Source organism: Mucilaginibacter sp. PAMC 26640 (genome assembly GCA_001596135.1).
Taxonomy (GTDB): domain Bacteria; phylum Bacteroidota; class Bacteroidia; order Sphingobacteriales; family Sphingobacteriaceae; genus Mucilaginibacter.
Map to the genome: position 1 here is coordinate 4107687 of CP014773.1, position 22906 is coordinate 4130592.

Consider the following 22906-nt stretch of genomic DNA (forward strand, 5'->3'; position numbering starts at 1 on the left):
CATACAGCGTAATCTTCCGCATTTCCAAACGCCTACGGCATGGCCCGTATCTAAGCCACGCTGCGAAATCTAAAAAGAAATTTGATCGTTCAAACAATAGCATCAAAAGGCTTTGCAATTAATAATCAATTCGCACGTGATAGATGCTCATCAGCATGCGCTTAAAAATGGTTTTAATCGTTTCCAGGTCTTTCAACGTGATGTTACTATCTTTCAGCTGGTTTTGATCTAGTTTGTACTTAATAATCCTATCCACCAGCACACTTATAGACTCTTCATCCGGTTCTTTCAACGAGCGAGAGGCTGCCTCAACAGAATCCGCCAGCATGAGCACACCCGCCTCCTTAGAAAATGGAATAGGCCCGGGATATCTGAAAATATTCTCGTTGATAAACTTTTCAGGAAAGTTCTTTAAAAACGACTGATAAAAATAATCAACCCGGGTGTTACCGTGGTGCGTACGTATAAAATCAATCACTATCTCTGGCAGGTTAGCTTTCCGGGCCATTTCAATCCCTTTACTTACGTGGCGGATGATGATCTGGGCACTCTCTTCATACGGCAGCTTATCATGCGGGTTAAAATGCGAACTCTGGTTCTCGATGAAAAACAACGGATTTTGAAGTTTACCGATATCGTGATACAAAGCCCCTGCCCTCACCAGTAAAGCGTTACCGCCGATGGAATAAATGGCATTCTCGGCAAGATTGGCTACCTGCAGGGAATGCTGAAAAGTGCCTGGCGCACTAAAGGCCATCTCTCTTAATAACGGTGCGTTGGTATTTGTTAATTCGATCAGGGTAATATCCGAGGTGATGGCAAATATCTTTTCGAACAAATAAATGAGCGGGTAGGCCAGCAAGGTTAATCCTACACTACCTACAAAAGGCAGGAAGTCGGTCCAGTCGATAGTTGTTATAGAACCCTCTCTGATTAACGATACCCCTACGAACGATACAAAGTAAGATAAGGTGATAATTACCGCCGAAATGAGGAATTGCTCGCGCCTGATAAGGTTTTTGATGCTATAGATGGATACCATCCCTGCTGTGATTTCGAAAAAAGCAAACTCAAAGCTATTCGGCACAAAAAAACCGGCGATCAGCACTACCAACAGGTGGATGTTTAACGCAAGCCGGGTATCAAATAAAATGCGGATTATTATAGGTACTATGCAGTAAGGGATGTAATACAAATTGCTGGGCCATTGCAGCTTAATAGCTAAAGATAACGTGGCAAGCATAGCAGTGACCACCAGCAGGATCAGGCTCACCAGGCGGTTGTCGTCATAAATATCCCGTCTGAACAAATACAAGAATATCATTAGCAGGGTGATTACCAGGCCAACTAATAAATATTGCCCTAATAATACTAGCCGGTAATTACCATTGATTCTGGCATTATCTTCAAAGGCTTTTTTGTAAGATGCCAATTTTTGAAACGCTTCATCATTAATTACAGAGCCTTTGGTAATGATGGTCTCTCCTTTTTGCACCATGCCTCTTGTTATAGAAAGATTATCAATCACCTCCTGCTCCAAACGTTCGGTGAGTTTATTATCATAAGTAAGGTTGGTTTGCAGCCTATCCTGGATCAGGTTCAGCAAAAAAGCCTTGTCAATATTGGGGCTTTTACTAATTATATCGTCGCAATATGCTATAGCTTTTTCACGGGTAAAAAGATCGGCCGTATTACGCTCAGCAGCGATATTATTATCCAGAATGGTGATCTTGTAATTTAAATTGCTCTGCTGATACTTTGGATTAAGTTTGAGAACACCCCTATTGTAAACTTCAGTCAATAAATTGGTTCCGGTTTGCAAATATTTTGGTTTGTAATTATCGCTGATACCCGCATTATGCCATTTTATTTCCAGGTCGTTTTTAAAGCCTTCCAGCAATTGCTTGCTCACTTCCGGGTTATATTGATAAACCGGGGTAATAGTAGCAAGAGCCGATTTCTGATCGGCGTCTATTTCCGGATTGGTTTTCAGGATTGCAAAATTGTAAGGCGATATGAGATCTTTCTGGTTCCAGATCCTCCCCTTTTCATATTCGTAGGCAAACTTTGCCTGTTTAGGCAGCGCAAAAACGATAACGCTTACGCTCACTATCATCATAAAAAATTTAACATTAAGGGCGTATTTACGCAATAATGCCTTCTGCCTCGACGATGATAATTTTGCCATTGATGTGTTTATCCTATCAAAATTAATATAAGTTTCTGTTATCTGTATTATTTCTTGTTTTTATCAAACCAAAGTTGATATCTTTATGATATCATTTTAAATCACAAACCATGAATACCGAAAAAATTATCACAGCACCTTCCGGCTACATAGCCTTGATTTTATTCTTCTTACTCGGTGGAGTCTCAGCTTGGCTGATCGTAGCCCAGCACCCAGTCCCGGGAATCATCCTGGCTATTGTAGATGTTTTAATTGTCCTGTCGGGCCTCATTATCGTAAACCCCAATGAATCAAGGGTTTTGATCTTGTTTGGTAACTATGTAGGTACGGTTAAAACGGGAGGTTTTTACTGGGTTAACCCTTTTACCGTAAAAAAGAAGATTTCGCTGCGGGCGTTTAACTTAAATGGCCAGCAATTGAAAGTGAACGATAGTGTAGGTAACCCCATTGAAATTGCTGCCGTAATTGTTTGGCAGGTAAATGAAACTGCCAAAGCAGTATTTGCTGTTGAAAACTATCTGCAGTATGTAAATATACAAAGCGAAGCGGCGGTGCGCCATTTGGCAAACTCCTACCCCTACGATCACATAGAAGACGAAACCGCGAGCATAACGCTGCGTGGCGGCGCCGAAGAGGTAAGCCGGATGCTGGAGCAGGAATTGAACGAACGACTTAGCCGTGCCGGTATCGAGGTGATAGAGGCGCGGATTTCGCACCTGGCTTATGCGCCGGAAATTGCACAGGCTATGTTGCAGCGCCAGCAAGCGTCTGCTATTATTGCCGCCCGTAGGCTAATCGTTGAAGGTGCTGTTGGTATGGTAGAAATGGCCTTAAATAAAATGGCGGAAAAAAATATTATTGAATTAGATGAAGAACGCAAGGCGGCAATGGTAAGCAACTTACTGGTTGTTTTGTGCGGGGAACGTGCCGTATCTCCTGTTGTTAATACAGGTACTTTATATCATTAATTGCATGAGCTACTTTAGAGATTTTGCAATGATTAAAACAAACCAGCTATCTATTAGCCGGAAAGGTTGGTTCAACCCCTGCTTTGAACTTACCGACGGGCAGTTTGTGTACGGAAAACTGAGCCACTCGGGGACTTTTAAACGGACTGTACGGATAGAAACAGCCGATGGCTATTGGACACTTAAACGCGGTAGCCTATTTAGCCGGGTGATGGATTTAAGGAGGAATGAAGACGAACGATCAGGCACCCTTTCCCCCGAGATTTGGAAAAACAAGATCGTTTTAAAAATGGCTAATGGCTTCGAAGCGGAGTTCATCCGAAAAAAACTATTGAGTTCATCTCACACGTGGGACGCCGGGCTTTATGGCGAATTATTGCAGATAAAGTTGAAACCTTTTTCGTTTAAGACTCCCTATGTAGTTACAATCAATACAGATAACACGAAAAGCGAAAAATCGGGTATTCCGCCTTTGCCATTATTGACATTGATGGGCGTAAGTATCATTATTCACCGCCAAAAGGAAGCGGCCGCCTTAGGGATTTAATCAGACAGAGCATGGCAGAGAAAAAAGCATTTGTTTTACGCATAAATCCCGAAGTGCTTAAAGAAATAGAGTGTTGGGGAGCAGATGAATTCCGCAGTACCAACGGGCAGATAGAATTTTTGCTGCAGTCGGCGCTCAATGGGCGCAAGAAGAACGCACGCAAAAAAAAGGAATAAGCAAATGCAGCTACAATAAGTTAAATTACTGAAACATTCCATAGCGCGTTTATTTGAATTTATTACCTCAAAATACTATGCACGCATAATAAATTAAGGATATATCGTTATTCTTTAATCAAAAAATATAAATTTGCCCCACCAATCATAAAATGTTTGCGTCATGAAAGAAGTGTATATCGTATCGGCAACCCGTACGCCTGTTGGCAGTTTTGGTGGCAGTTTAGCAGCCTTATCGGCAACGCAGCTAGGCGCGGTGGTAATTAAATCGGCTATAGAAAAAGCCGGTCTCCAACCAATTGATATACAGGAAGTATTTATGGGCAATGTGCTATCTGCCAACCTGGGCCAGGCACCTGCCACGCAAGCTGCGATATTTGCCGGCTTGCCATATATACCAGCTACTACGGTAAACAAGGTTTGCGCTTCGGGCATGAAAGCTGTTATGCTGGCGGCCCAAAATATTGCCAATGGCGATAATGATGTTGTATTGGCCGGTGGTATGGAAAGTATGAGTAATGTGCCTTATTACCTGGATAAAGCACGCAATGGTTATCGTATGGGTAATGGGCAAATAACAGATGGCTTACTTAAAGACGGCCTTTGGGATGTTTACAACGATTATCATATGGGCTCGGCGGCCGAACTTTGCGCCGTAGATTGCAATGTTACGCGTGAAGAACAGGATGCTTTTGCCATAGAATCCTATAAACGTGCGCAAGCAGCACAAACGGCAGGTAAATTCAGGGACGAAATAACCCCGGTAGAACTTAAAGATAAAAAGGGTGAGGTAACCTGGTTCAGCAATGATGAAGAACCAGCCACCGTAAAATTCGATAAAATCCCTACGCTCAAACCTGTTTTCAAAAAAGACGGAACGGTGACAGCCGCAAATGCATCAACCCTGAATGATGGTGCTGCTGCCTTAGTACTCATGAGCAAAGAAAAAGCGGAAGCTATGGGGATAAAGCCCCTGGCAAAAATCATTGCTTTTGCAGACGCACAGCAAGCCCCTGAATATTTTACGACGGCACCAGCAAAGGCTATTCCGCTCGCTTTACATAAAGCAGGACTTACAGCGGATCAAATAGATTACTTCGAGATCAATGAAGCTTTTTCAGTAGTATCACTGGCGAATAATAAATTATTGAAATTGAAAGAGGACAAAGTCAATGTAAATGGTGGCGCAGTGGCTATCGGTCACCCTTTAGGCGCTTCCGGTGCAAGGATAATCGTTACGTTGATCCATGTGCTCCAACAAAACAAAGGTACTTATGGAGCTGCAGGTATTTGCAACGGAGGTGGCGGCGCAAGTGCAATTGTGATAGAGAACTTGATTTAACGATTATTGTAATTTACCTAAATTAGCCATAGACTGTTTCGAGTATCTGGCAGGATAACAGCTCAATAATGCAGAATTAATTTCAATATTTCCATTTTTAGGACATAACAAAATAAACACAGTGCAAAAAAGAACAATCATTTTATTTTTACTTCTTTTTAGCTCAGCGTTGGCCTTCGCCCAACATTCTGATGAAAGCGGCAGCAGTAAACAACTCCGCGTTTTCCAGGACAGCCTTGCCCGGCTCGGGAAAAGGTTTATCAATGATACTAATGATCTAGACCGCAAAGCCGCGAATTATAAATTTATCCCTACGCTTGTCGGAGCTTTGAAGATACCCCATTCTTTTAATTTTCCATTCGATTCGGTTAAGGCGGTAAGCATTACTACAGCGCCAGATAGCCGTTTCAGAATTTTTAGCTGGCATATCATGAATCAGGATGGCAGCTATCGCTTTTATGGTGCCATACAAATGAATACTGGCGAAAAGTTGCAGATGTACCCTTTGGAAGACTACTCGCCCCTGCTCAAAAATCCCGAGGATTCGATACTAACCAACCGGCATTGGTTTGGTGCACAATACTATAAAATAATCCGAATCAGTGCTGATAAACCTTATTATGTGTTATTAGGGTGGAAAGGCAATACTGTACGGTCAACAAAAAAGGTGATCGATGTTTTGTCTTTCAACCGGGATGGCTACCCGGTTTTTGGAATGCCGGTATTTTATGGAAATAATAAAAACCGAAAGCGGGTTGTGTTTGAATATGCCAGGCAAACCTCTATGCTGCTGCGTTACGTGCCGGAAGAAGGACTCATCGTATTTGATCACCTGTCCCCGCCTGATCCCAAAATGAAAGAGCCATCGAGTTTTGGCCCCGATTTAAGTTATGATGGCTATAAGCTCAAAGACGGCAAATTTCAGTACGTAAACGATTTGGATATGCGTAACATCCCCGAAGCGCGCGATGCTGAATATGTTGACCCTAAAGCCCAGGCGCTAATCGACCGGGGCGAAATACCGGTTAGAAAGAAAACAAAACCATAGCAAACAAAGCCCATACACAATATAAACATACTGGCATGTAATAATTTCGGTATAAAATTTTGGTATGGCAGATTTATATTACTTTAGACAAATTTTATCCCCAGAACAGTAATGCAGGAAACTCCAGTCGTAACCGCCAAAACCGGCAAGATCCCCAGAAGTGTACCTTTTATAATTGGCAACGAATTTGCCGAGCGGTTTAGTTTTTATGGTATGCGCAGCATATTGGCTGTATTCTTGGTTCACCAGTTTTTCAGTAATGATGCTACTGCCATCGCCAACGCAAAATCCAGCAGTATCAACCATATGTTTTCTACGTTGGTTTACGCAACTCCCCTGTTAGGTGCCATATTAGCCGATTGGTTTTTTGGCAAATACCGGGTAATTTTAATCGGCTCACTAATCTATACCATAGGTCACTTTTTGTTGTCAATGTTTGATACTAATCTTCTTGGCTTCCAAACGGGATTAATTATCATCGCTTTTTCTGCAGGTGCTATTAAATCCTGCGTTTCAGCCAATGTAGGCGATCAGTTTGACCATAGCAATCAGCATTTAATGAGCAGCATTTACAGCTGGTTTTATTTTAGCATCAATGCAGGTTCTATGGTTAGTTTAGCTATCATTCCCGTTATATATGAAAAATACGGCGCAGCCTGGGCTTTCGGTGTACCCGGTATATTAATGGCACTAGCTACAATAATTTTCTTTTCAGGCCGCAAATCTTATGTAAAGCTGCCGCCGAAAGGCATTAATAAAGACAACTTTGTATCGGTAAGTTTATACGCGCTGATCAGCAAATTAAATGGTAAAGCAAAATCAACAGGAAAAACAGGCTGGGAATGCGCTGAAGCAAAGTATGGTGAAGAAAAGGTAGATGGTATAAAAGCTGTTTGGCGGGTAATGGCAGTATTTGCCTTTATACCTGTATTCTGGTCGCTTTGGGATATGAATAGTGCCGAATGGGTTCTGCAATCAGAAAAGCTGGACCTGAGTTTGGGAATCTTCGGCTGGAAAGTACTACCCTCACAAATACAAACCGTTAATGCATTTTTCCTGTTAGCATTCATTCCTATTTTTAATTACGGGTTATACCCGCTGGTAGAAAAACTGGGACTAAAACTCACGCCATTGCGTAAAATAGGTTTCGGTTTGTTTGTTACAGGTTTTAGTTTCGTTATCATAGCACTTTTGCAGGAGAAAGTTGACAAAGGCCTCCATCCATCGGTATGGTGGCAGATCTTCGCTTTTGCAGTGCTTTCGGCAGGCGAAGTTTTGGTTTCTATCACTGGCTTAGAGTATGCCTATACACAATCACCTCCGTCTATGAAAAGTACAATGACAGCCATTTGGTACTTTACTTATTCGATAGGCTCGTTTTTTAACGCCGTAGTGACCAATAGTATTGCCGGGGGCGGACTTTTCAGCGGCTTTACCGGTGCATCGTTTTTTTGGTTATTCGTTGGCATTTGTTTCGGGTTTGTTATCTTGTTTGTGTTTATTAGTCCTTTCATTAAAGAAAAGGCATATTTCGCTGCAGATGTGCTGGCAAAGGGTATGAATATCCAGGATAACAAAACTTCGACTATCCACCCAGATAATCCAATTGTATAAATTATTTAAAACTGTTGATCATACAGATAATATAAAACATACATACAACGTTACCATAAATTACAGGTTGGCAAATGCTTTCCTGTAATTTTTATTTTATGGCAAGGTAATTTGAGTTACTTTAGCCGCAACATTTAGCAAACCTCAAGAATTTTTAAGTGCCTGATAGCATAGTAATTATACCTACCTATAACGAAAAGGAGAACATCGAGCGGATGATTCACAAGGTATTTTCACTTGTGCATGATTTCCATCTCCTGATTATCGATGACGGATCACCAGATGGTACCGCGAAAATTGTAAAATCTCTGCAGCACGACTACGGCGAAAAACTTTTTTTAATAGAGCGCGCCGGAAAACTCGGCTTGGGAACTGCCTATATACGTGGTTTTAAGTGGGCTATAAAACAGCAATACGACTATATTTTCGAAATGGATTCAGATTTTTCACATAATCCTGATGACCTTTTACGCTTGCGCCAGTGTTGTATTGATGGAAATGATGCCGTAATAGGTTCTCGGTATATAAAAGGCGTCAATGTTGTGAACTGGCCAATGAGCCGCGTATTGATGAGCTATTTCGCATCTGTTTACGTGCGCTTTATAACCGGCATTAATGTACAGGACGCTACGGCTGGTTTCATGTGCTACAAACGTAAGGTGCTGGAAACAATCAATCTCGACAAAATAAAATTTGTAGGCTACGCTTTCCAAATTGAGATGAAGTATACGGCTATTAAACATGGCTTTAAGGTAAAAGAGATCCCAATCATCTTTACGGACCGAACCGCCGGAACTTCTAAAATGTCAAAAGGAATTTTTAAGGAGGCAGTCATCGGCGTTCTCCAAATGAAACTCAACAGCATATTCAGAAAGTATCCTGAGGGATGAATGGAACCCGGAGGCAGAAAGCCCAAAGTCTGCAAGTCATAGCGATAACTTACCTACCCAATATCTTCAACATTTGAAGACAGGAATTTCGCTGAATTTTATATTGAAACTCTCACCCAAATATTTCTTCCGGACTTTAAGGTCCACCGACTTTCGGACTCAAAGAAAAAATACTAATTTCGTTGGCAATGAATGAGAATCTTGACCCGGAACGCGAGCGCCTTTCCCCAGCCGAACGTGATATAGAGAAAGTATTGCGGCCACAGGCTTTTGAAGATTTTACTGGTCAGCATAAGATCCTGGCTAACCTAAAAATCTTCGTACAGGCTGCGCGTTTACGTGGCGAAGCGCTTGATCACGTATTGTTGCACGGCCCCCCTGGTTTGGGCAAAACTACGCTATCATACATTGTGGCTAACGAAATGGGTGTTGGCATCAAGATCACATCAGGGCCGGTTTTGGATAAACCGGGCGACTTAGCTGGTTTATTAACTAATCTTGAAACGGGCGATATTCTTTTTATAGACGAGATTCACCGACTGAGCCCACTGGTTGAAGAATATCTGTACTCTGCCATGGAGGATTTTAAGATAGATATTATGCTGGAGAGTGGCCCAAATGCACGCTCTGTTCAGATCTCCCTTAATCCATTTACGCTCGTTGGTGCTACTACCCGCTCTGGTTTGCTTACTGCCCCGCTAAGGGCTCGCTTTGGAATCAATGCAAGACTGGAATATTATGATGCTAAGTTACTTACAACTATTGTATTACGGTCTGCATCGATATTGAAAACACCTATCAGCGATGAAGGCGCTTATGAAATTGCACGACGGAGCCGTGGTACTCCCCGCATCGCAAATGCCCTTTTACGCCGCACCCGCGATTTTGCCCAGATAAAAGGCGACGGAACTATAGACACTGCTATTGCTAAATATGCCCTTAACGCACTTAATGTGGACGAGCATGGATTGGATGAGATGGATAATAAGATCCTTTCTACCATTATCGACAAATTCAAAGGTGGCCCTGTGGGCCTTAAAACCATTGCCACGGCAGTTGGTGAAGAGGAAGGTACCATTGAAGAAGTTTACGAGCCATTTTTGATACAGGAGGGATTTTTAATGCGTACCGCACGAGGCCGTGAGGCTACGGAAAGCGCCTATAAGCACCTGGGCAAGATTAAACTGGGTGGAAATCCATCGTTGTTTTGACGCAACCAACAAATTTGTTACTTTTTACAATAGCCTCATAAATCACTGGTGGTCAACAATTAACAAATGTGTGATTATTACGCAATGTAGAATTATCTTAACATTTGAGCAACTTTCAGTTGCAGTTGCTGTTAATTTTTCATTATTTGCCTGCACCAATATTCACCTATGTTTGAGCAGATATCTACTGAAAAAGAGCTTCTTTTGAAGGTTGCGCATGGAAATGAGCATGCTTTTAGCGAGCTTTTTAGCGAATATCATCAATTATTAGCGTCGCATATTTTCCGAATTACAGAGTCGGTGGAGCTGGCTGAAGAAATTGTGCAGGATGCCTTTCTAAAAATATGGTTAAACCGGGAAGCACTTACCAACGTACAAAATTTCAGGGCTTACCTTTTCGCAATATCTAAAAATCACGCGCTTAACTGCCTGCGGAAACTGGCTAAAGAACGCAGCCATCAAAGGTCTATTGAAGCAAATGCTGTAATGACGCCAACAGCCCATGATGGTGGCTTAGATGGCTATTATGAGCTGTTAGATCAGGCGATAGATCATTTACCGCCGCAACAGCAAAAAGTTTACTTGCTTAGCCGACATAAAAGGTTAAAATACGATGAAATAGCTAATCAATTGGGCCTTTCACGCGAAACAGTTAAGAAATACCTGCAATCATCCACGCTATCGATCACTAATTTCGTGCAAGCCCACAACGATGTGGCAACGCTGGTGATTGGTATATCTTTGTCGCTTACACTTTTATACTAGCATTTACATGCTCCATTCATCCTTATTGAAAAAAAATATACATAAAATTTTGAAGGTTCCAATATCAATCGTAATATTGCAATAAATAATGGGCTTAACAAAAACCGAAATATTTACAGATGAGCAAAATAAATTAGCAGTAATGCTAAAAGCTATTGCTCATCCTGCTCGCATTGCCATTTTACAGGAGATCATCAAGTCTAATACTTGTATCTGTGGCGATTTGGTAGGTGAACTTGGCCTGGCGCAGCCAACGATTTCGCAGCATTTGAAAGAACTTAAAAATGCAGGTCTCATCCAGGGAACGATAGAAGGCGTTAGCGTTTGCTATTGTATTAATCCGCCGGTTTGGAATGAGCTAAAAGAACATGTGGGAGGCTTTTTTGCGGCATTTAATGTTAAAACCAACTGTTGCTAAAAAAAATTGCTCAAATCAATCGCCATATTGCAATAATATAATTATAAAAAAATTATGGAAAATAGTGAAGCAGTTACCTGGAACATTTTTAAAGATACCCTTTTGCTGTATCCTGATCTCGAACTGCAATTCCAATATGGAAAAGGCAAATTGGTTGATGCAGCTTATCATATTACAGAGATTAAACAAGCACCTGTCACATCGGTAGATTGTGGCGGCATAATGAATGCCTGGACGGAAATTATTGTACAGTTATGGGTACCTGAAGGCGAAGAGCAAAGCCGATCGATGAAAGTAACGAAGGCATTGTCGATTATCAACATCGTAGAAAAAATGCTGCCGCTTAACCCAAACGGATTGGTGAAAATAGAATTCGGCAATGCGGATTTTGATACACGACAAATGTTTCCGTATGAAATGATCGCTCACGACGATACATTAACTATAAATCTTCGCCCCGATGCAGTACAATGTAAGGCACAATCACGTGGCGGCAGTTGCGGCACTAATGATAAAGGAGAGGAATGCTGTACCCCTGCCGCAACCGAAAAACCAAAAATACAACTGATAAACCTTGCTGCAACTGCCGAGGCTTGCTGCACCCCTGGCGGTGGTTGCTGTTAAATCGTTAATATATGCGCATCCATAACGCCCTACCCTATAAAGAAATGGTCGTAGCATTGCTGAAGGCTGAAAATTTGCCGGTGGCAGATTTGCCATATATGCTGGACAACTTTTTTGTAGCTATACAAAACGATGAAGTGATAGGTGTTGTAGGTTTGGAGATATACAATGATTGTGGATTACTCCGGTCCTTTGCGGTACATCCCGGTTATAGAGGATTAGGAATTGGAAGTAACTTGTTGGCACGACTTGAAAATTTAGGCAAACTAAAAACGCTTTCAGTATTATACCTTCTCACTGAAACTGCAGTGTCTTACTTTGAGCAAAAGAATTATATAAAAACTACACGTGAAAATGTTCCTCCAGAAATTCTGCGATCGCCGCAATTCAGTCACGTTTGCCCCTTGTCGGCAGTTGCTATGAAAAAAACATTATGAGCAAAAAAAACATATTAGTATTGTGCACAGGCAATAGTTGCCGCAGCCAACTAGCAGAAGGTTACCTGCGTTACTTTGCAGGTGATAAAGCCAACATTTACAGTGCCGGTATTGAAACTCACGGAGTAAACCCAAAAGCCGTTCAGGTTATGGCTGAAGATCATATAGACATCTCCGGGCATACCTCCAATCATGTGGATGAATACCTGGCCATTCCTTTTGACCTGGTGATCACCGTTTGCGATAATGCCAACGAGGCCTGTCCCTATTTTCCTGGCAAGGTAGTACGCTTTCATCACAATTTTCCTGATCCGGCTAAAGCAATTGGTTCACCGGAGGAGGTGATAAACGAGTTCCGCAGGGTTAGGGATTTGATCAAATTTTATGCGGCCGACTTTGTAAGCAAGCAATTAGCATAACTATTAGTGTGTCGTTAAAATAAAAAGTCAATTTTCTATAGAAAGAACATGTCTGCAAATACTTGCGCCCCGATAGCCGAACGAAAAAAACTGAGCTTTTTAGATAGGTACCTTACTTTATGGATATTCCTTGCAATGATTATTGGTGTATCCGTAGGTTACTTTGCACCCTCATCTTCAACATTCATCGATTCTTTTTCCAGCGGGACAACTAATATCCCATTAGCATTTGGTTTGATACTCATGATGTATCCGCCATTAGCGAAAGTTAAATACGAAAACATGGGTAAAGTATTTAAGGATACCAAGGTCTTGAGTGCGTCGCTTGTCCTCAACTGGATCGTTGGGCCTACACTCATGTTTGTATTGGCTATTACCTTGTTGCGTGATCACCCTGCATACATGGTCGGCCTGATCCTGATTGGATTGGCGCGGTGTATCGCAATGGTAGTGGTATGGAACGAACTTGCAGAAGGCAACAGGGAATATGCGGCGGGCCTAATAGCATTGAACAGCATTTTCCAGGTTTTACTATATAGCGTATACGCGTATTTATTTATCACTGTGCTGCCACCACTGTTTGGAATGAGCGGCTTGGCAGTGAATATTACTATAGGCGAGATTGCCAAGAGTGTCGGCATTTACCTTGGTGTCCCATTTCTGGCCGGAGTTGTCAGTCGTTATGCTTTAATACATTTAAAAGGCGAAGAATGGTTCCAAACCAAATTCATTCCTTTTATTTCCCCAATCACTTTAATTGCGCTGCTTTTCACGATCATCGTGATGTTTAGCTTAAAAGGCACCCTGATCGTTCAGATTCCATTCGATGTATTTCGTATTGCCATTCCTTTAGTCATCTACTTCACCATCATGTTTGTATTGAGTTTTATCATAGGGAAATATTTCGGTGCAGATTACTCCAGGACTACAGCAATTGCCTTCACGGCAACCGGCAATAATTTTGAATTGGCAATTGCTGTGGCTATTGGAGTCTTCGGGATCAACTCAGGTGAGGCATTCGCAGGTGTCATCGGGCCCTTGGTTGAGGTACCCGCGTTGATTGCTTTAGTTAACCTGGCCTTTTACTTTCGTAAAAAATATTACAGCACTAAACCATCAGTCAACGCACAATAATCTAGCAGTGCTTTATCAGCATTGCTTTTAATTCTTCAAGCTATACTCAACCTTGCTTTCGTTTTTGCATTAAACAACTGTAGAACTTTGATTTTTTTTCTAATTGTCTGAAAATCAATGTTAAATACAGAAGGAAACGACCAGCCTATCGCTTTCCAAATAATTTAAAAAGTAAGGACTGCACAACTCTCGGGCTCCCAACCAAAAAATAATTTTATTTTTTGGTTGGGAGCTACCCCCTTTTTCAATCTATTCGGTGTCTTGTAAAAGAAGACCTCCAATTCTTCCGCCCTGCCAATACCTATTTAAAACATACATGAATACCACAAAGCAAAGGTTAACGTACCTTTTTAATTGCTACTATGCAAAAATCGCCACGCCTGCCGAGCGCGACGAACTTTTTGCTTTGATAGCGACGGAGTGTGTAAGCGATGAGGAATTAGGGAGGATAATGCAGGAATGTTGGGTCAATCTTGAAATTGACAAATCTTTATTTAATACTGCTAAAAGTGACCAAATCTTAAAAACCATTTTAAATAGCGCCCAGCAAAAGTCAAAACAGATAAAAAATAATAGTTCAATTATTTTATGGACAAAATTGGCAGCAGCGGCTGTAGTCATGTTTTTTTTAAGCGTTGGTGTTTACCAGCTTCTCTTTACAAAAACAGTTGAACATCATTATGCCATAAAACCTGCCTCCCGCCCGCAGCATGACGCACTGCCCGGTAGTAATAAAGCTGTGTTAACGCTTACCAACGGGAAAACAATTGTGCTGGATAATGCGCAAAATGGTACGCTGGCGAAACAGGGCGAAACTGTTGTAAATAAAACAAATGATGGCCAGCTAGTTTACAACGCTTCTATTGCAGGAAAGGCAGATGAGCCGGTTGCTATTAATACGATAACAACACCGCGCGGAGGCCAGTATCAGATCAAACTACCGGATGGCACCCAGGTTTGGCTCAATTCAGCCTCGTCCCTTAAATTCCCAACTCGTTTTAGTGGAGACTCCCGCAATGTGGAAATAACTGGTGAAGCATATTTTGAGGTTTTTAAAAATCCACTAATGCCATTTAAGGTTAAGACAAGCCGGGCCGAAATTGAGGTATTGGGTACCCATTTTAACATTATGGATTATACCGATGAAAGTGTTATGAAAACCACTTTACTGGAAGGTGCTGTGAACGTGATAACCGGAACGTCTTCAAAAAAGCTAAAGCCAGGGCAGCAGGCGCAAATAAAAACCGGCGGACAAACAAAGGTAGTGGACGACGTGGATGTTGACGATGAAACAGCCTGGAAAAACGGCATCTTTCAGTTTAACGACGCAGGGGTTGACAAAATTTTGCGCCAGGCGTCACGCTGGTATGATGTGGATGTTGTTTACAAAGGCAAAGTTCCAGACAGGGAGTTCACTGGGCGTATCTCCAGAAATGTAAAGGCATCAGAATTATTAAACATGTTAAAGTACACGGGGATAGATTTAAAAATTGAAGGAAAAAATATCATCGTATTATAGAGAGCCAAAAGAACATCACTATACAATAATTAATTTCACCTAAAAAACACCACATGATGAGAATGATACGAAGACCAAGTTAGCCCGCAAGGCGAACCCGGTTGTCCCTACTATTTAGTAAAGGCGCATCGAAAGAGCATAAAAAAACCGGGAAGTGTTTCGACCCACTTTCCCGGCTATGTATCTGGGTTCCCCATCCATTGCAATTGACGAATTGAAACTTTTTGTTTAACCCAAACTCAACAAACTTATGAATTTTAATTCTAAGGCTGCGCCCTTCGCGTGGCCTAAAATTTCCAAAATCCTATTGGTTATGAAACTCACTGCTATTTTAATAATCGCAGCTATTACCAATGTACTTGCAGCCAAAACTTACAGCCAGGTTGTGTCTATAAAGGAGAAGAACACCTCCGTTCAGAAGGTACTGAAAGCAATAGAAAAACAAACCGGATATCATTTTTTATATGACAAACGGGATGTATCGAAAGCAAATGCCATCAATATCGACGTGTCTAACGTTAGTATTACTGATGCACTTGATAAAGCTTTTCAGGATCAGCCGCTTACCTACAAAATTTTCCAGGAAACTATTGTAGTTAAAAAGAAAGAAACTGGAAATACCGCTAATGCTATTGCTGCATTTGAAGTCAGTGGTACAGTATCTGATGCAAAAGGAACCTTACCAGGCGTGAATGTCAAATTAAAAGGAACCACTATAGGGGTAAGTACCGATGTTAACGGTAAATATAAACTAAGCCTTCCGGATGGTAATGGCACTCTTGTTTTTAGCTTTATAGGCTATACTACTCAGGAAATCCCTGTAGGCAACCGCCAAACGGTGGATGTATTGTTGGCTGAATCGCCCAAATCACTTAGTGAAGTTGTGGTGGTAGGCTACGGTACGCAAAAACGAGCGGATCTTACCGGTTCCGTTGGGAGTGTAAGTTCCAAACAACTGCAGGAAAGGCCGCAAACTAACCTGGAGCAAGAACTAGCGGGAAAAATTGCCGGTGTAAACGTTTCACAAAGCTCGGGAGAGCCGGGTGGTGATACCAAAGTACGCATCCGTGGGTACAGTTCCATCAACTCCAATACCGACCCGCTTTATGTTGTAGATGGTGTAATTTGGCCACAGGGTGGTAATACGATTAACCCTAATGATGTAGCGAGTATCGATGTATTAAAAGATGCATCGTCTACCGCAATTTACGGTACCAGGGGTACAAATGGTGTAATTTTAATTACCACCAAAAGGGGATCGCAAAACAAGGTAAGTACCGTAAGTTACGACAGCTATGTTAGCGTAAGCCGAATGGCTAAAGAAATTCCTGTTCTTAATGCCAAACAGTTTTTAGATCTGGAAGATAAAGCCTATGCAAACATTCAGAAATACGACCCGGTGGGCTGGGCAGCTGGCAATTATGTAAGCAAAAACCCAAAAACAATTCGCACAGCGCTTATAGGTAAGCTGTTCGATGCTAACCTGAACCCTTTGTATGATGTAGATTGGCAAAAAGCTACTACCCGTACGGCTTACAGCAACAATCACAATCTTTCGGTTACCGGAGGGTCTGACCATATCAACTATGGCTTGTTTCTTAACTATGCCGATGACCAGGGTATTATTCTAAATAGTAGTTTAAGACGGTACAATGCCCGTTTAACCGTTGATGACCAGATTAAACCATGGTTAAAAATAGGTACAACCATCAACTACAACTCTCAGGATCAACAATTGGGTAATTACGGAACCGGTGGAAATAACATACCACGTACACTCATCGAAATGCCGCAATTTATTCCCATCAAGTATCCTGATGGCACTTATGGTAAAAGAACTGATTACCCTAACCTTGAAGGCGGTGACAACCCGGTTGCACAGGCTACCGAGATACAGCAATTGCGCAGATTGCGTTTATTTAGTGGAAACGGTTATGCTAATATCACGTTTTTTAAGGGGCTCGATTTTAAATCTGTAATTGGTGTAACGCGGGCTTCAAACTTCTACCCGTATTCGCAAAGCGGATTAGTAGGCGGCCCAACAGCTGATCAGTCTTACAGTAATGCCGGTATAAGTGAAGACAATAACACTTTTTGGCAATGGCAAAATTACCTTACCTATAACACTAAGCTTAATGAGAAAAATTCATTAAACGTTGTTGTAGGTTCCGAGCGTTCTAATTATCAGCAATTAAGTTTAGGCGCATCTACGCGAAACCTTTCTGACAACTTTTACCAATATTATAACTTGGGAGCAGGGTCAATTCCAGGCCTGCCATCATCAAACTTTACAGCGTATCAGATTCAGTCCTATTTTGGACGTGTAGTTTATAATTACAACGAACGATACCTGTTAACAGCTACGGGTCGTATTGACGGTTCATCCAGATTCGGTTCTGATAAAAAGTTTGGATTCTTCCCTTCAGCAGCATTTGCCTGGCGTGCATCGCAGGAAGAATTCCTGAAAGACAATAAAACAATTTCTGATCTGAAACTGAGGGCAAGCTATGGACTTACCGGTAACTCGGAAATTGGCAACTACCCGTCGCTTGCCAGCATAAATACAACTAATTACGTATTTAACGGTGCACAGGCTATAGGAACAACACAAACGTCAATTGGTAACCCGGGTCTCGGCTGGGAAAAAACAGCAGAGTATGATCTTGGAATCTCTTTCGGTTTGTTCAATAACCGCATTACTTTAGAGGCCGACGCATATCTGAAGAAAACGCAGGCATTGTTACTTAATGCCCCCTTACCGCAAACCAGTGGCTTTAGCAGCGTGTTTAAAAACATTGGTAAATTGGAGAACAGGGGTCTTGAATTTACGATCAATACGATCAACATTAAGAACCAAAATTTCTCCTGGTCAAGCAATTTCAACATTTCGTTCCTGAGCAATAAAGTTTTGGCACTTGGCTCATCTAACGATGATATTTTCCTTGACCCGGTATTTTTATCCCAATTCAACCTGGTTCGCGTAGGCTTACCGGCAGGTAGTTTTTACGGGTACAAAGTTTTAGGCACCTGGGGCACGGCTGAAGCCACGCAAGCGGCAAGTTACGGATTGCTTCCTGGCGACCTGAAAATTCAGGATACCAATGGTGATGGTCGGGTTACATCTGCTGATAAAGTAGTTTTAGGAAAATCCATTCCGACTGGATATGGCACCTTTACCAATAATTTTGCTTACAAAAACTTTGATTTAGGAGTAGAGTTGCAGTTTAATTATGGTAACCAGATCATGAACCTTACACAGCACTCTGCACAGGATCGTACGGGACAAGCCAATAGTTATACTACTGTTTTGAACGCCTGGACACCAACCAATCAAAATACCAACATTGCTGAAACGAGACCAGCGTATGTTCGCTACCAAACAGAAATTTATTCTACAAAAGTAGAGAACGGTAATTTTATACGCGGCCGTGCGGTAACTTTGGGTTACAACTTTGCCCCTACCCTGGTATCTAAATTGAAGCTGACACGGTTGAGATTGTACGCACAGGCACAAAATCTGTTTGTTATTACTAAATACTCTGGTTATGATCCTGAAGTATCTACTTATAACGGATCGAGCAACTTTGCACAAAACATACAGTTTTTTGATTATCCAAAACCAAGAGTGTTTTTGATTGGGGTAAATGCAAGTTTTTAATTAAATGCTAATAGCTATTATTATGAAATTTAACTTAAAAAAATACAAAATAGGTTTGTTATTGATCCTCACTGTTGCTGTTAGCAGCTGTAAAAAATATCTGGATGAAGACAATAAGAGCAACTTCGTAAAGAACACATATTTTCAGAATCCTTCGCAGGCGCGATCTTTTGTGAATGGTATTTACACGTCTCTTTACTTCTTCCAAAACGGTGATGCCTACGGTGAAAGCCCATTCATCACTATGGAATTATTTGCCGGCCATGCAACTTCATTGGGCCAAAGTGTTAATAATGGTAACGTTATAAATCAACGTACAGATGCCGTTAATCCCGGTTTTGAAACTGTTTGGCGTGGCAGCTACAACGCTATCGCCAATGCAAACCTGGCTATTGAGCAAATTCCAAACGTACCTTTAATAACTGAAGCGCAAAAGAACCAGCTGTTAGGCGAAGTTTACTTCTTAAGAGCTTTCTTTTACTACCACTTGGTGCGTTTGTATGGAGATGTTCCACTGATCACTAAAACCGTTGGTGTGGATAGCCCGGATCTTTATCCATCCCGCTCGGCTACAACAGCCGTTTATGACTTGATCCTGAGCGATCTGCTTGCAGCACAAGCCTCGGGGTTACCGGCAACAGATCAAACCGGAAAGGTGTCTATTGGAGCCGTAAACACATTGCTGGCCAGCGTGTACTTAACTACCGCAGGTTTTCCGTTAAATAAAACCGAAAACTATGCAAAGGCCGCCGCTACAGCAGAACTGGTGTTACCATCTTACACCCTATTTGATAAGTACGATTATCTGCATGATAATGCGCACAAAAATCAGGGTGAATTGATTTTTCAAAGTCAGTACCTTGTAGGTGTTAGAGATAATGCGATCCCACAACTTATATTACCTTTTAACCTTCCGGTAGGTGCTTATGGTGATCACCTGGGCGCTATGATCCCTACTGATGCATTTTTCAATAGCTACGAAGCCAACGATCTGCGTACTCAGGATCGTCAGTTTTATTTCTCCAGCTATCCGCAGTACGGCAATCCTGCCGTAACAGTTACTTTCGGAGTACACGCATTATACAAATATTTTCATGTTGAAAGTGCTGCCAGCAGCGGTATCAGCGATGAAAACTGGACTTTCTTACGCCTTCCGGAAGCCATGCTGATTTATGCAGAAGCCTCTAATGAAGTGGGCGGTCCAACCGATAAGGCTTATCAGCAGTTAAATGCAATCAGGGCACGGGCAAAGCTGCCTGCCTTAAGCGGTTTAACCAAAGACCAGTTTAGAACAGCTATCTGGAAAGAGCGCTATCACGAACTGGCCTATGAAGATAAAGCGTACTTTGATATACAGCGTACCCACAAAATTTATGATGTGAGGAATAACACCTTCGGCGATGCAACCTCTACTGCAAACGAACAGGGAGTTATAATGAAGGATCAGTATTACCTTTGGCCCGTTCCGCAGCGTGAAATCAATACTAACATCAATCTGAAACAAAACACTGGTTGGTAACAAATTCAACATAAAAGACTGGCAATAACCGCCAGTCTTTTATATTTACAGCTGTTTTATATCTATTAAGTACATATTCAATGAAAAAAAGGCTACTCCTCATTCCTGTTCTTTTATTTACCGCTAATATTTTTGCGCAAAACGTTACGAAAGTAGCTGACCCCGTTGAGTGGATCAACCCACTTATGGGTACCCAGTCCAAATATGATCTGAGCAATGGCAACACCTATCCTGCAATTGCTTTGCCGTGGGGTATGAATTTCTGGACACCGCAAACCGGTAAAATGGGCGACGGCTGGCAGTATACCTATGATGCTTACAAGATCAACGGCTTTAAGCAAACCCACCAGCCATCCCCATGGATGAATGATTATGGTCAGTTTGCTATTATGCCGGTTACCGGCAAATTACGGGTTACTCAAAACCAACGTCAAAGCTGGTTTTCACATAAAACCGAAATAGCCAAGCCGTACTACTACAGCGTTTATCTGGCAGATCATGACGTAACTACCGAAATAACCCCTACCGAACGTGCAGCGCAGTTTCGTTTCACCTACCCTAAATCTGACAGCTCTTTTATTGTTATAGACGCGTTTGACAAAGGTTCTTATATCAAAATCATTCGTGGTGAAAATAAAATTGTGGGCTATTCAACGAAGTATGCCCGCGGGCCCCTCAAAAATTTTAAAAACTACTTTGTAATTTATGTTGATAAGCCAATTGCTATGGCGCAGGTTTACAGCGATTCTGTTTTGAATGATGGCAATGAATTAACAGCGAGGCACGTAAGCGCTGTGTTGGGCTTTAAAACGGCCAAAGGCGAGAAAGTGAATTTAAGAGTAGCATCATCATTCATCAGTATTGAGCAGGCGGAGATCAGTTTACAGCGGGAAATTGGTAAAAACAGCTTCGATGTTACCAAGGCCAATGCAAAAGCTACGTGGAACAAAACACTTAGCCGCTTACAGGTTGAAGGCGGAAGTACCGACCAGGTACGTACCTTTTATTCCTGCCTTTACCGCATGTTATTCTTTCCAAACAAGATGTATGAGATAGATGCGAAAGGACAACCCGTACATTACAGCGCACAAAATGGCAGTATTCAACCCGGTTACAAATTTGCAGGTACAGGATTTTGGGATACTTTTCGTGCTTTATACCCTTTCCTTGACTTGGTTTATCCATCTATCAACAAAGAGATGCAGGCCGGCTTAGTCAATGATTATAAAGAAGGCGGCTGGTTGCCCGAATGGAGCAGCCCGGGCTATTCAGACGTAATGGTGGGCAATAACTCTGCTTCGGTAGTATCAGGCGCTTATTTAAAAGGTGGCCGTGGTTACGATATCAACACCTTGTACGCCGCTTTGATCCATGGTGCCAACAATGATGGCCCTGCGGCAACAGGCCGCGATGGTGTAGATTATTACAACAAACTTGGCTACGTACCTTATGATGTTAAGATCAACGAAAACGCAGCCCGCACATTGGAGTATGCCTATGATGATTTTACCATTTATAAATTGGGTAAAGCATTAGGCAGACCGGCATCTGAAACTGATATCTATAAAAAACGCAGCATGAATTACAAAAACCTGTTTGATCCGCAAACTGGTTTGATGCGCGGAAAGAATAAAGACGGCCAGTTTCAAAGCCCTTTCAATCCACTAAAATGGGGTGATGCTTTTACCGAAGGTAACAGCTGGCATTACACCTGGAGTGTTTTTCACGATATCGACGGCTTAGTTAATTTAATGGGTGGTAAACAAAAATTCGTAACGAAGCTGGATTCAGTTTGGACTATGCCACCAACATTCGACGATAGCTATTATGGTGAGGTGATCCACGAGATCCGTGAGATGCAGATTGCGGGTATGGGCCAGTATGCCCACGGAAATCAGCCAATCCAGCACATGCCCTATCTGTACAATTACGCAGGTGAGCCCTGGAAAACACAATTGCATGTACGCGATGTAATGAATAAACTATATAAAGCTACACCAGATGGTTATTGCGGCGACGAAGATAACGGGCAAACATCCGCCTGGTATGTTTTTTCGGCAATGGGCTTCTATCCGGTAACGCCGGCCAGCGATCAATACGTTTTAGGTGCACCGCTTTTCCAAAAAATAACACTTACACTTGAGAATGGTAAAAAGGTTGTGATCAATGCGCCAAATAACAGTGCCGCTAATCGCTATGTTACCACACTAAAAGTAAATGGTAAACCTTACGATCTTAACTGGCTTAGCCACAAATCTTTATTACAAGGTGGTGTATTAAATTTCAATATGTCGGCAACGCCAAATAAAAGCCGTGGTATTAAAGCCGAAGATGCCCCATATTCTTTGTCAACTGAAAAATAGTATTTGAACCGATGGTAAAATTTTCAAGAATTTTATGGTGCCTGTTCATCTTATCAGGTTCAGTTA

At 41.9% G+C, this 22906-nt stretch carries 17 protein-coding genes and 1 pseudogene; 17 read left to right on the forward strand and 1 reads right to left on the reverse strand.

Annotation, left to right across the window (positions count from 1 at the left end):
• Positions 1-118: 118 nt before the first annotated feature.
• Complete coding sequence (locus A0256_17825; GenBank protein ID AMR33142.1) at positions 119-2188, reverse strand: transmembrane HD family protein; 2070 nt, start codon at positions 2186-2188, stop codon at positions 119-121.
• A gap of 110 nt (positions 2189-2298) precedes the next feature.
• On the opposite strand from A0256_17825, the gene A0256_17830 reads away from it, so the two are divergent.
• The 17 genes and pseudogenes from A0256_17830 (at position 2299) to A0256_17910 (ending at position 22840) form a co-directional block, all read left to right on the forward strand.
• Entirely contained in the window at positions 2299-3156 is an 858-nt protein-coding gene (locus tag A0256_17830) for a band 7 protein (GenBank protein ID AMR33143.1), read from the forward strand.
• Positions 3157-3160: 4 nt separating this feature from the next.
• The gene (locus A0256_17835; protein ID AMR33144.1) at positions 3161-3703 is read left to right on the forward strand and encodes a hypothetical protein; all 543 of its coding nucleotides are present in this window, start codon (positions 3161-3163) and stop codon (positions 3701-3703) included.
• Between the two features lie 339 nt (positions 3704-4042).
• Positions 4043-5221 carry an acetyl-CoA acetyltransferase gene (locus tag A0256_17840; GenBank protein AMR33145.1) on the forward strand — a complete coding sequence of 393 codons (1179 nt, stop codon included), beginning with the start codon at positions 4043-4045 and terminating at the stop codon, positions 5219-5221.
• A 169-nt stretch (positions 5222-5390) separates the two neighbouring features.
• Entirely contained in the window at positions 5391-6269 is an 879-nt protein-coding gene (locus A0256_17845; protein ID AMR33146.1) for a hypothetical protein, read from the forward strand.
• Between the two features lie 111 nt (positions 6270-6380).
• Positions 6381-7799 (forward strand): annotated as a pseudogene (locus A0256_17850) (hypothetical protein).
• A gap of 242 nt (positions 7800-8041) precedes the next feature.
• Entirely contained in the window at positions 8042-8773 is a 732-nt protein-coding gene (locus A0256_17855) for a dolichyl-phosphate beta-D-mannosyltransferase (GenBank protein AMR33147.1), read from the forward strand.
• A gap of 188 nt (positions 8774-8961) precedes the next feature.
• Positions 8962-9984: a Holliday junction DNA helicase RuvB gene (locus A0256_17860; GenBank protein ID AMR33148.1), complete on the forward strand. Its 1023-nt coding sequence runs from the start codon at positions 8962-8964 to the stop codon at positions 9982-9984.
• Between the two features lie 168 nt (positions 9985-10152).
• The gene (locus A0256_17865) at positions 10153-10749 is read left to right on the forward strand and encodes a hypothetical protein (protein AMR33149.1); all 597 of its coding nucleotides are present in this window, start codon (positions 10153-10155) and stop codon (positions 10747-10749) included.
• Positions 10750-10837: 88 nt separating this feature from the next.
• Positions 10838-11167, forward strand: coding sequence for a transcriptional regulator (locus A0256_17870; protein AMR33150.1), 330 nt, complete (start codon positions 10838-10840; stop codon positions 11165-11167).
• Positions 11168-11221: 54 nt separating this feature from the next.
• Positions 11222-11791: a hypothetical protein gene (locus A0256_17875; protein AMR33151.1), complete on the forward strand. Its 570-nt coding sequence runs from the start codon at positions 11222-11224 to the stop codon at positions 11789-11791.
• An 11-nt stretch (positions 11792-11802) separates the two neighbouring features.
• Positions 11803-12228: a hypothetical protein gene (locus A0256_17880; GenBank protein ID AMR33152.1), complete on the forward strand. Its 426-nt coding sequence runs from the start codon at positions 11803-11805 to the stop codon at positions 12226-12228.
• On the forward strand, positions 12225-12647 hold the full coding sequence (locus tag A0256_17885) for a protein tyrosine phosphatase (GenBank protein AMR33153.1): 423 nt from the start codon (positions 12225-12227) through the stop codon (positions 12645-12647). The genes A0256_17880 and A0256_17885 overlap by 4 nt, the downstream gene beginning before the upstream one ends.
• Positions 12648-12695: 48 nt before the next feature.
• Positions 12696-13781 (forward strand): arsenical-resistance protein, encoded by a 1086-nt coding sequence (locus A0256_17890; protein ID AMR33154.1) that lies wholly within the window; start codon positions 12696-12698, stop codon positions 13779-13781.
• A gap of 316 nt (positions 13782-14097) precedes the next feature.
• The gene (locus tag A0256_17895) at positions 14098-15300 is read left to right on the forward strand and encodes a hypothetical protein (GenBank protein ID AMR33155.1); all 1203 of its coding nucleotides are present in this window, start codon (positions 14098-14100) and stop codon (positions 15298-15300) included.
• Positions 15301-15550: 250 nt separating this feature from the next.
• Positions 15551-18958, forward strand: coding sequence for a hypothetical protein (locus A0256_17900; GenBank protein AMR33156.1), 3408 nt, complete (start codon positions 15551-15553; stop codon positions 18956-18958).
• Positions 18959-18980: 22 nt separating this feature from the next.
• Entirely contained in the window at positions 18981-20477 is a 1497-nt protein-coding gene (locus A0256_17905) for a hypothetical protein (protein ID AMR33157.1), read from the forward strand.
• Between the two features lie 80 nt (positions 20478-20557).
• Positions 20558-22840 (forward strand): alpha-mannosidase, encoded by a 2283-nt coding sequence (locus tag A0256_17910; GenBank protein AMR33158.1) that lies wholly within the window; start codon positions 20558-20560, stop codon positions 22838-22840.
• Positions 22841-22906: the final 66 nt, after the last annotated feature.

What these genes read in the sequence shown, in the direction of transcription:
- A0256_17825 (AMR33142.1), bottom strand. Translation starts at nt 2,188, where the DNA reads ATGGCAAAATTATCATCGTCGAGGCAGAAGGCATTATTGCGTAAATAC.
- A0256_17830 (AMR33143.1), top strand. Translation starts at nt 2,299, where the DNA reads ATGAATACCGAAAAAATTATCACAGCACCTTCCGGCTACATAGCCTTG.
- A0256_17835 (AMR33144.1), top strand. Translation starts at nt 3,161, where the DNA reads ATGAGCTACTTTAGAGATTTTGCAATGATTAAAACAAACCAGCTATCT.
- A0256_17840 (AMR33145.1), top strand. Translation starts at nt 4,043, where the DNA reads ATGAAAGAAGTGTATATCGTATCGGCAACCCGTACGCCTGTTGGCAGT.
- A0256_17860 (AMR33148.1), top strand. Translation starts at nt 8,962, where the DNA reads ATGAATGAGAATCTTGACCCGGAACGCGAGCGCCTTTCCCCAGCCGAA.
- A0256_17865 (AMR33149.1), top strand. Translation starts at nt 10,153, where the DNA reads ATGTTTGAGCAGATATCTACTGAAAAAGAGCTTCTTTTGAAGGTTGCG.
- A0256_17870 (AMR33150.1), top strand. Translation starts at nt 10,838, where the DNA reads ATGGGCTTAACAAAAACCGAAATATTTACAGATGAGCAAAATAAATTA.
- A0256_17875 (AMR33151.1), top strand. Translation starts at nt 11,222, where the DNA reads ATGGAAAATAGTGAAGCAGTTACCTGGAACATTTTTAAAGATACCCTT.
- A0256_17880 (AMR33152.1), top strand. Translation starts at nt 11,803, where the DNA reads ATGCGCATCCATAACGCCCTACCCTATAAAGAAATGGTCGTAGCATTG.
- A0256_17885 (AMR33153.1), top strand. Translation starts at nt 12,225, where the DNA reads ATGAGCAAAAAAAACATATTAGTATTGTGCACAGGCAATAGTTGCCGC.
- A0256_17890 (AMR33154.1), top strand. Translation starts at nt 12,696, where the DNA reads ATGTCTGCAAATACTTGCGCCCCGATAGCCGAACGAAAAAAACTGAGC.
- A0256_17895 (AMR33155.1), top strand. Translation starts at nt 14,098, where the DNA reads ATGAATACCACAAAGCAAAGGTTAACGTACCTTTTTAATTGCTACTAT.
- A0256_17900 (AMR33156.1), top strand. Translation starts at nt 15,551, where the DNA reads ATGAATTTTAATTCTAAGGCTGCGCCCTTCGCGTGGCCTAAAATTTCC.
- A0256_17905 (AMR33157.1), top strand. Translation starts at nt 18,981, where the DNA reads ATGAAATTTAACTTAAAAAAATACAAAATAGGTTTGTTATTGATCCTC.
- A0256_17910 (AMR33158.1), top strand. Translation starts at nt 20,558, where the DNA reads ATGAAAAAAAGGCTACTCCTCATTCCTGTTCTTTTATTTACCGCTAAT.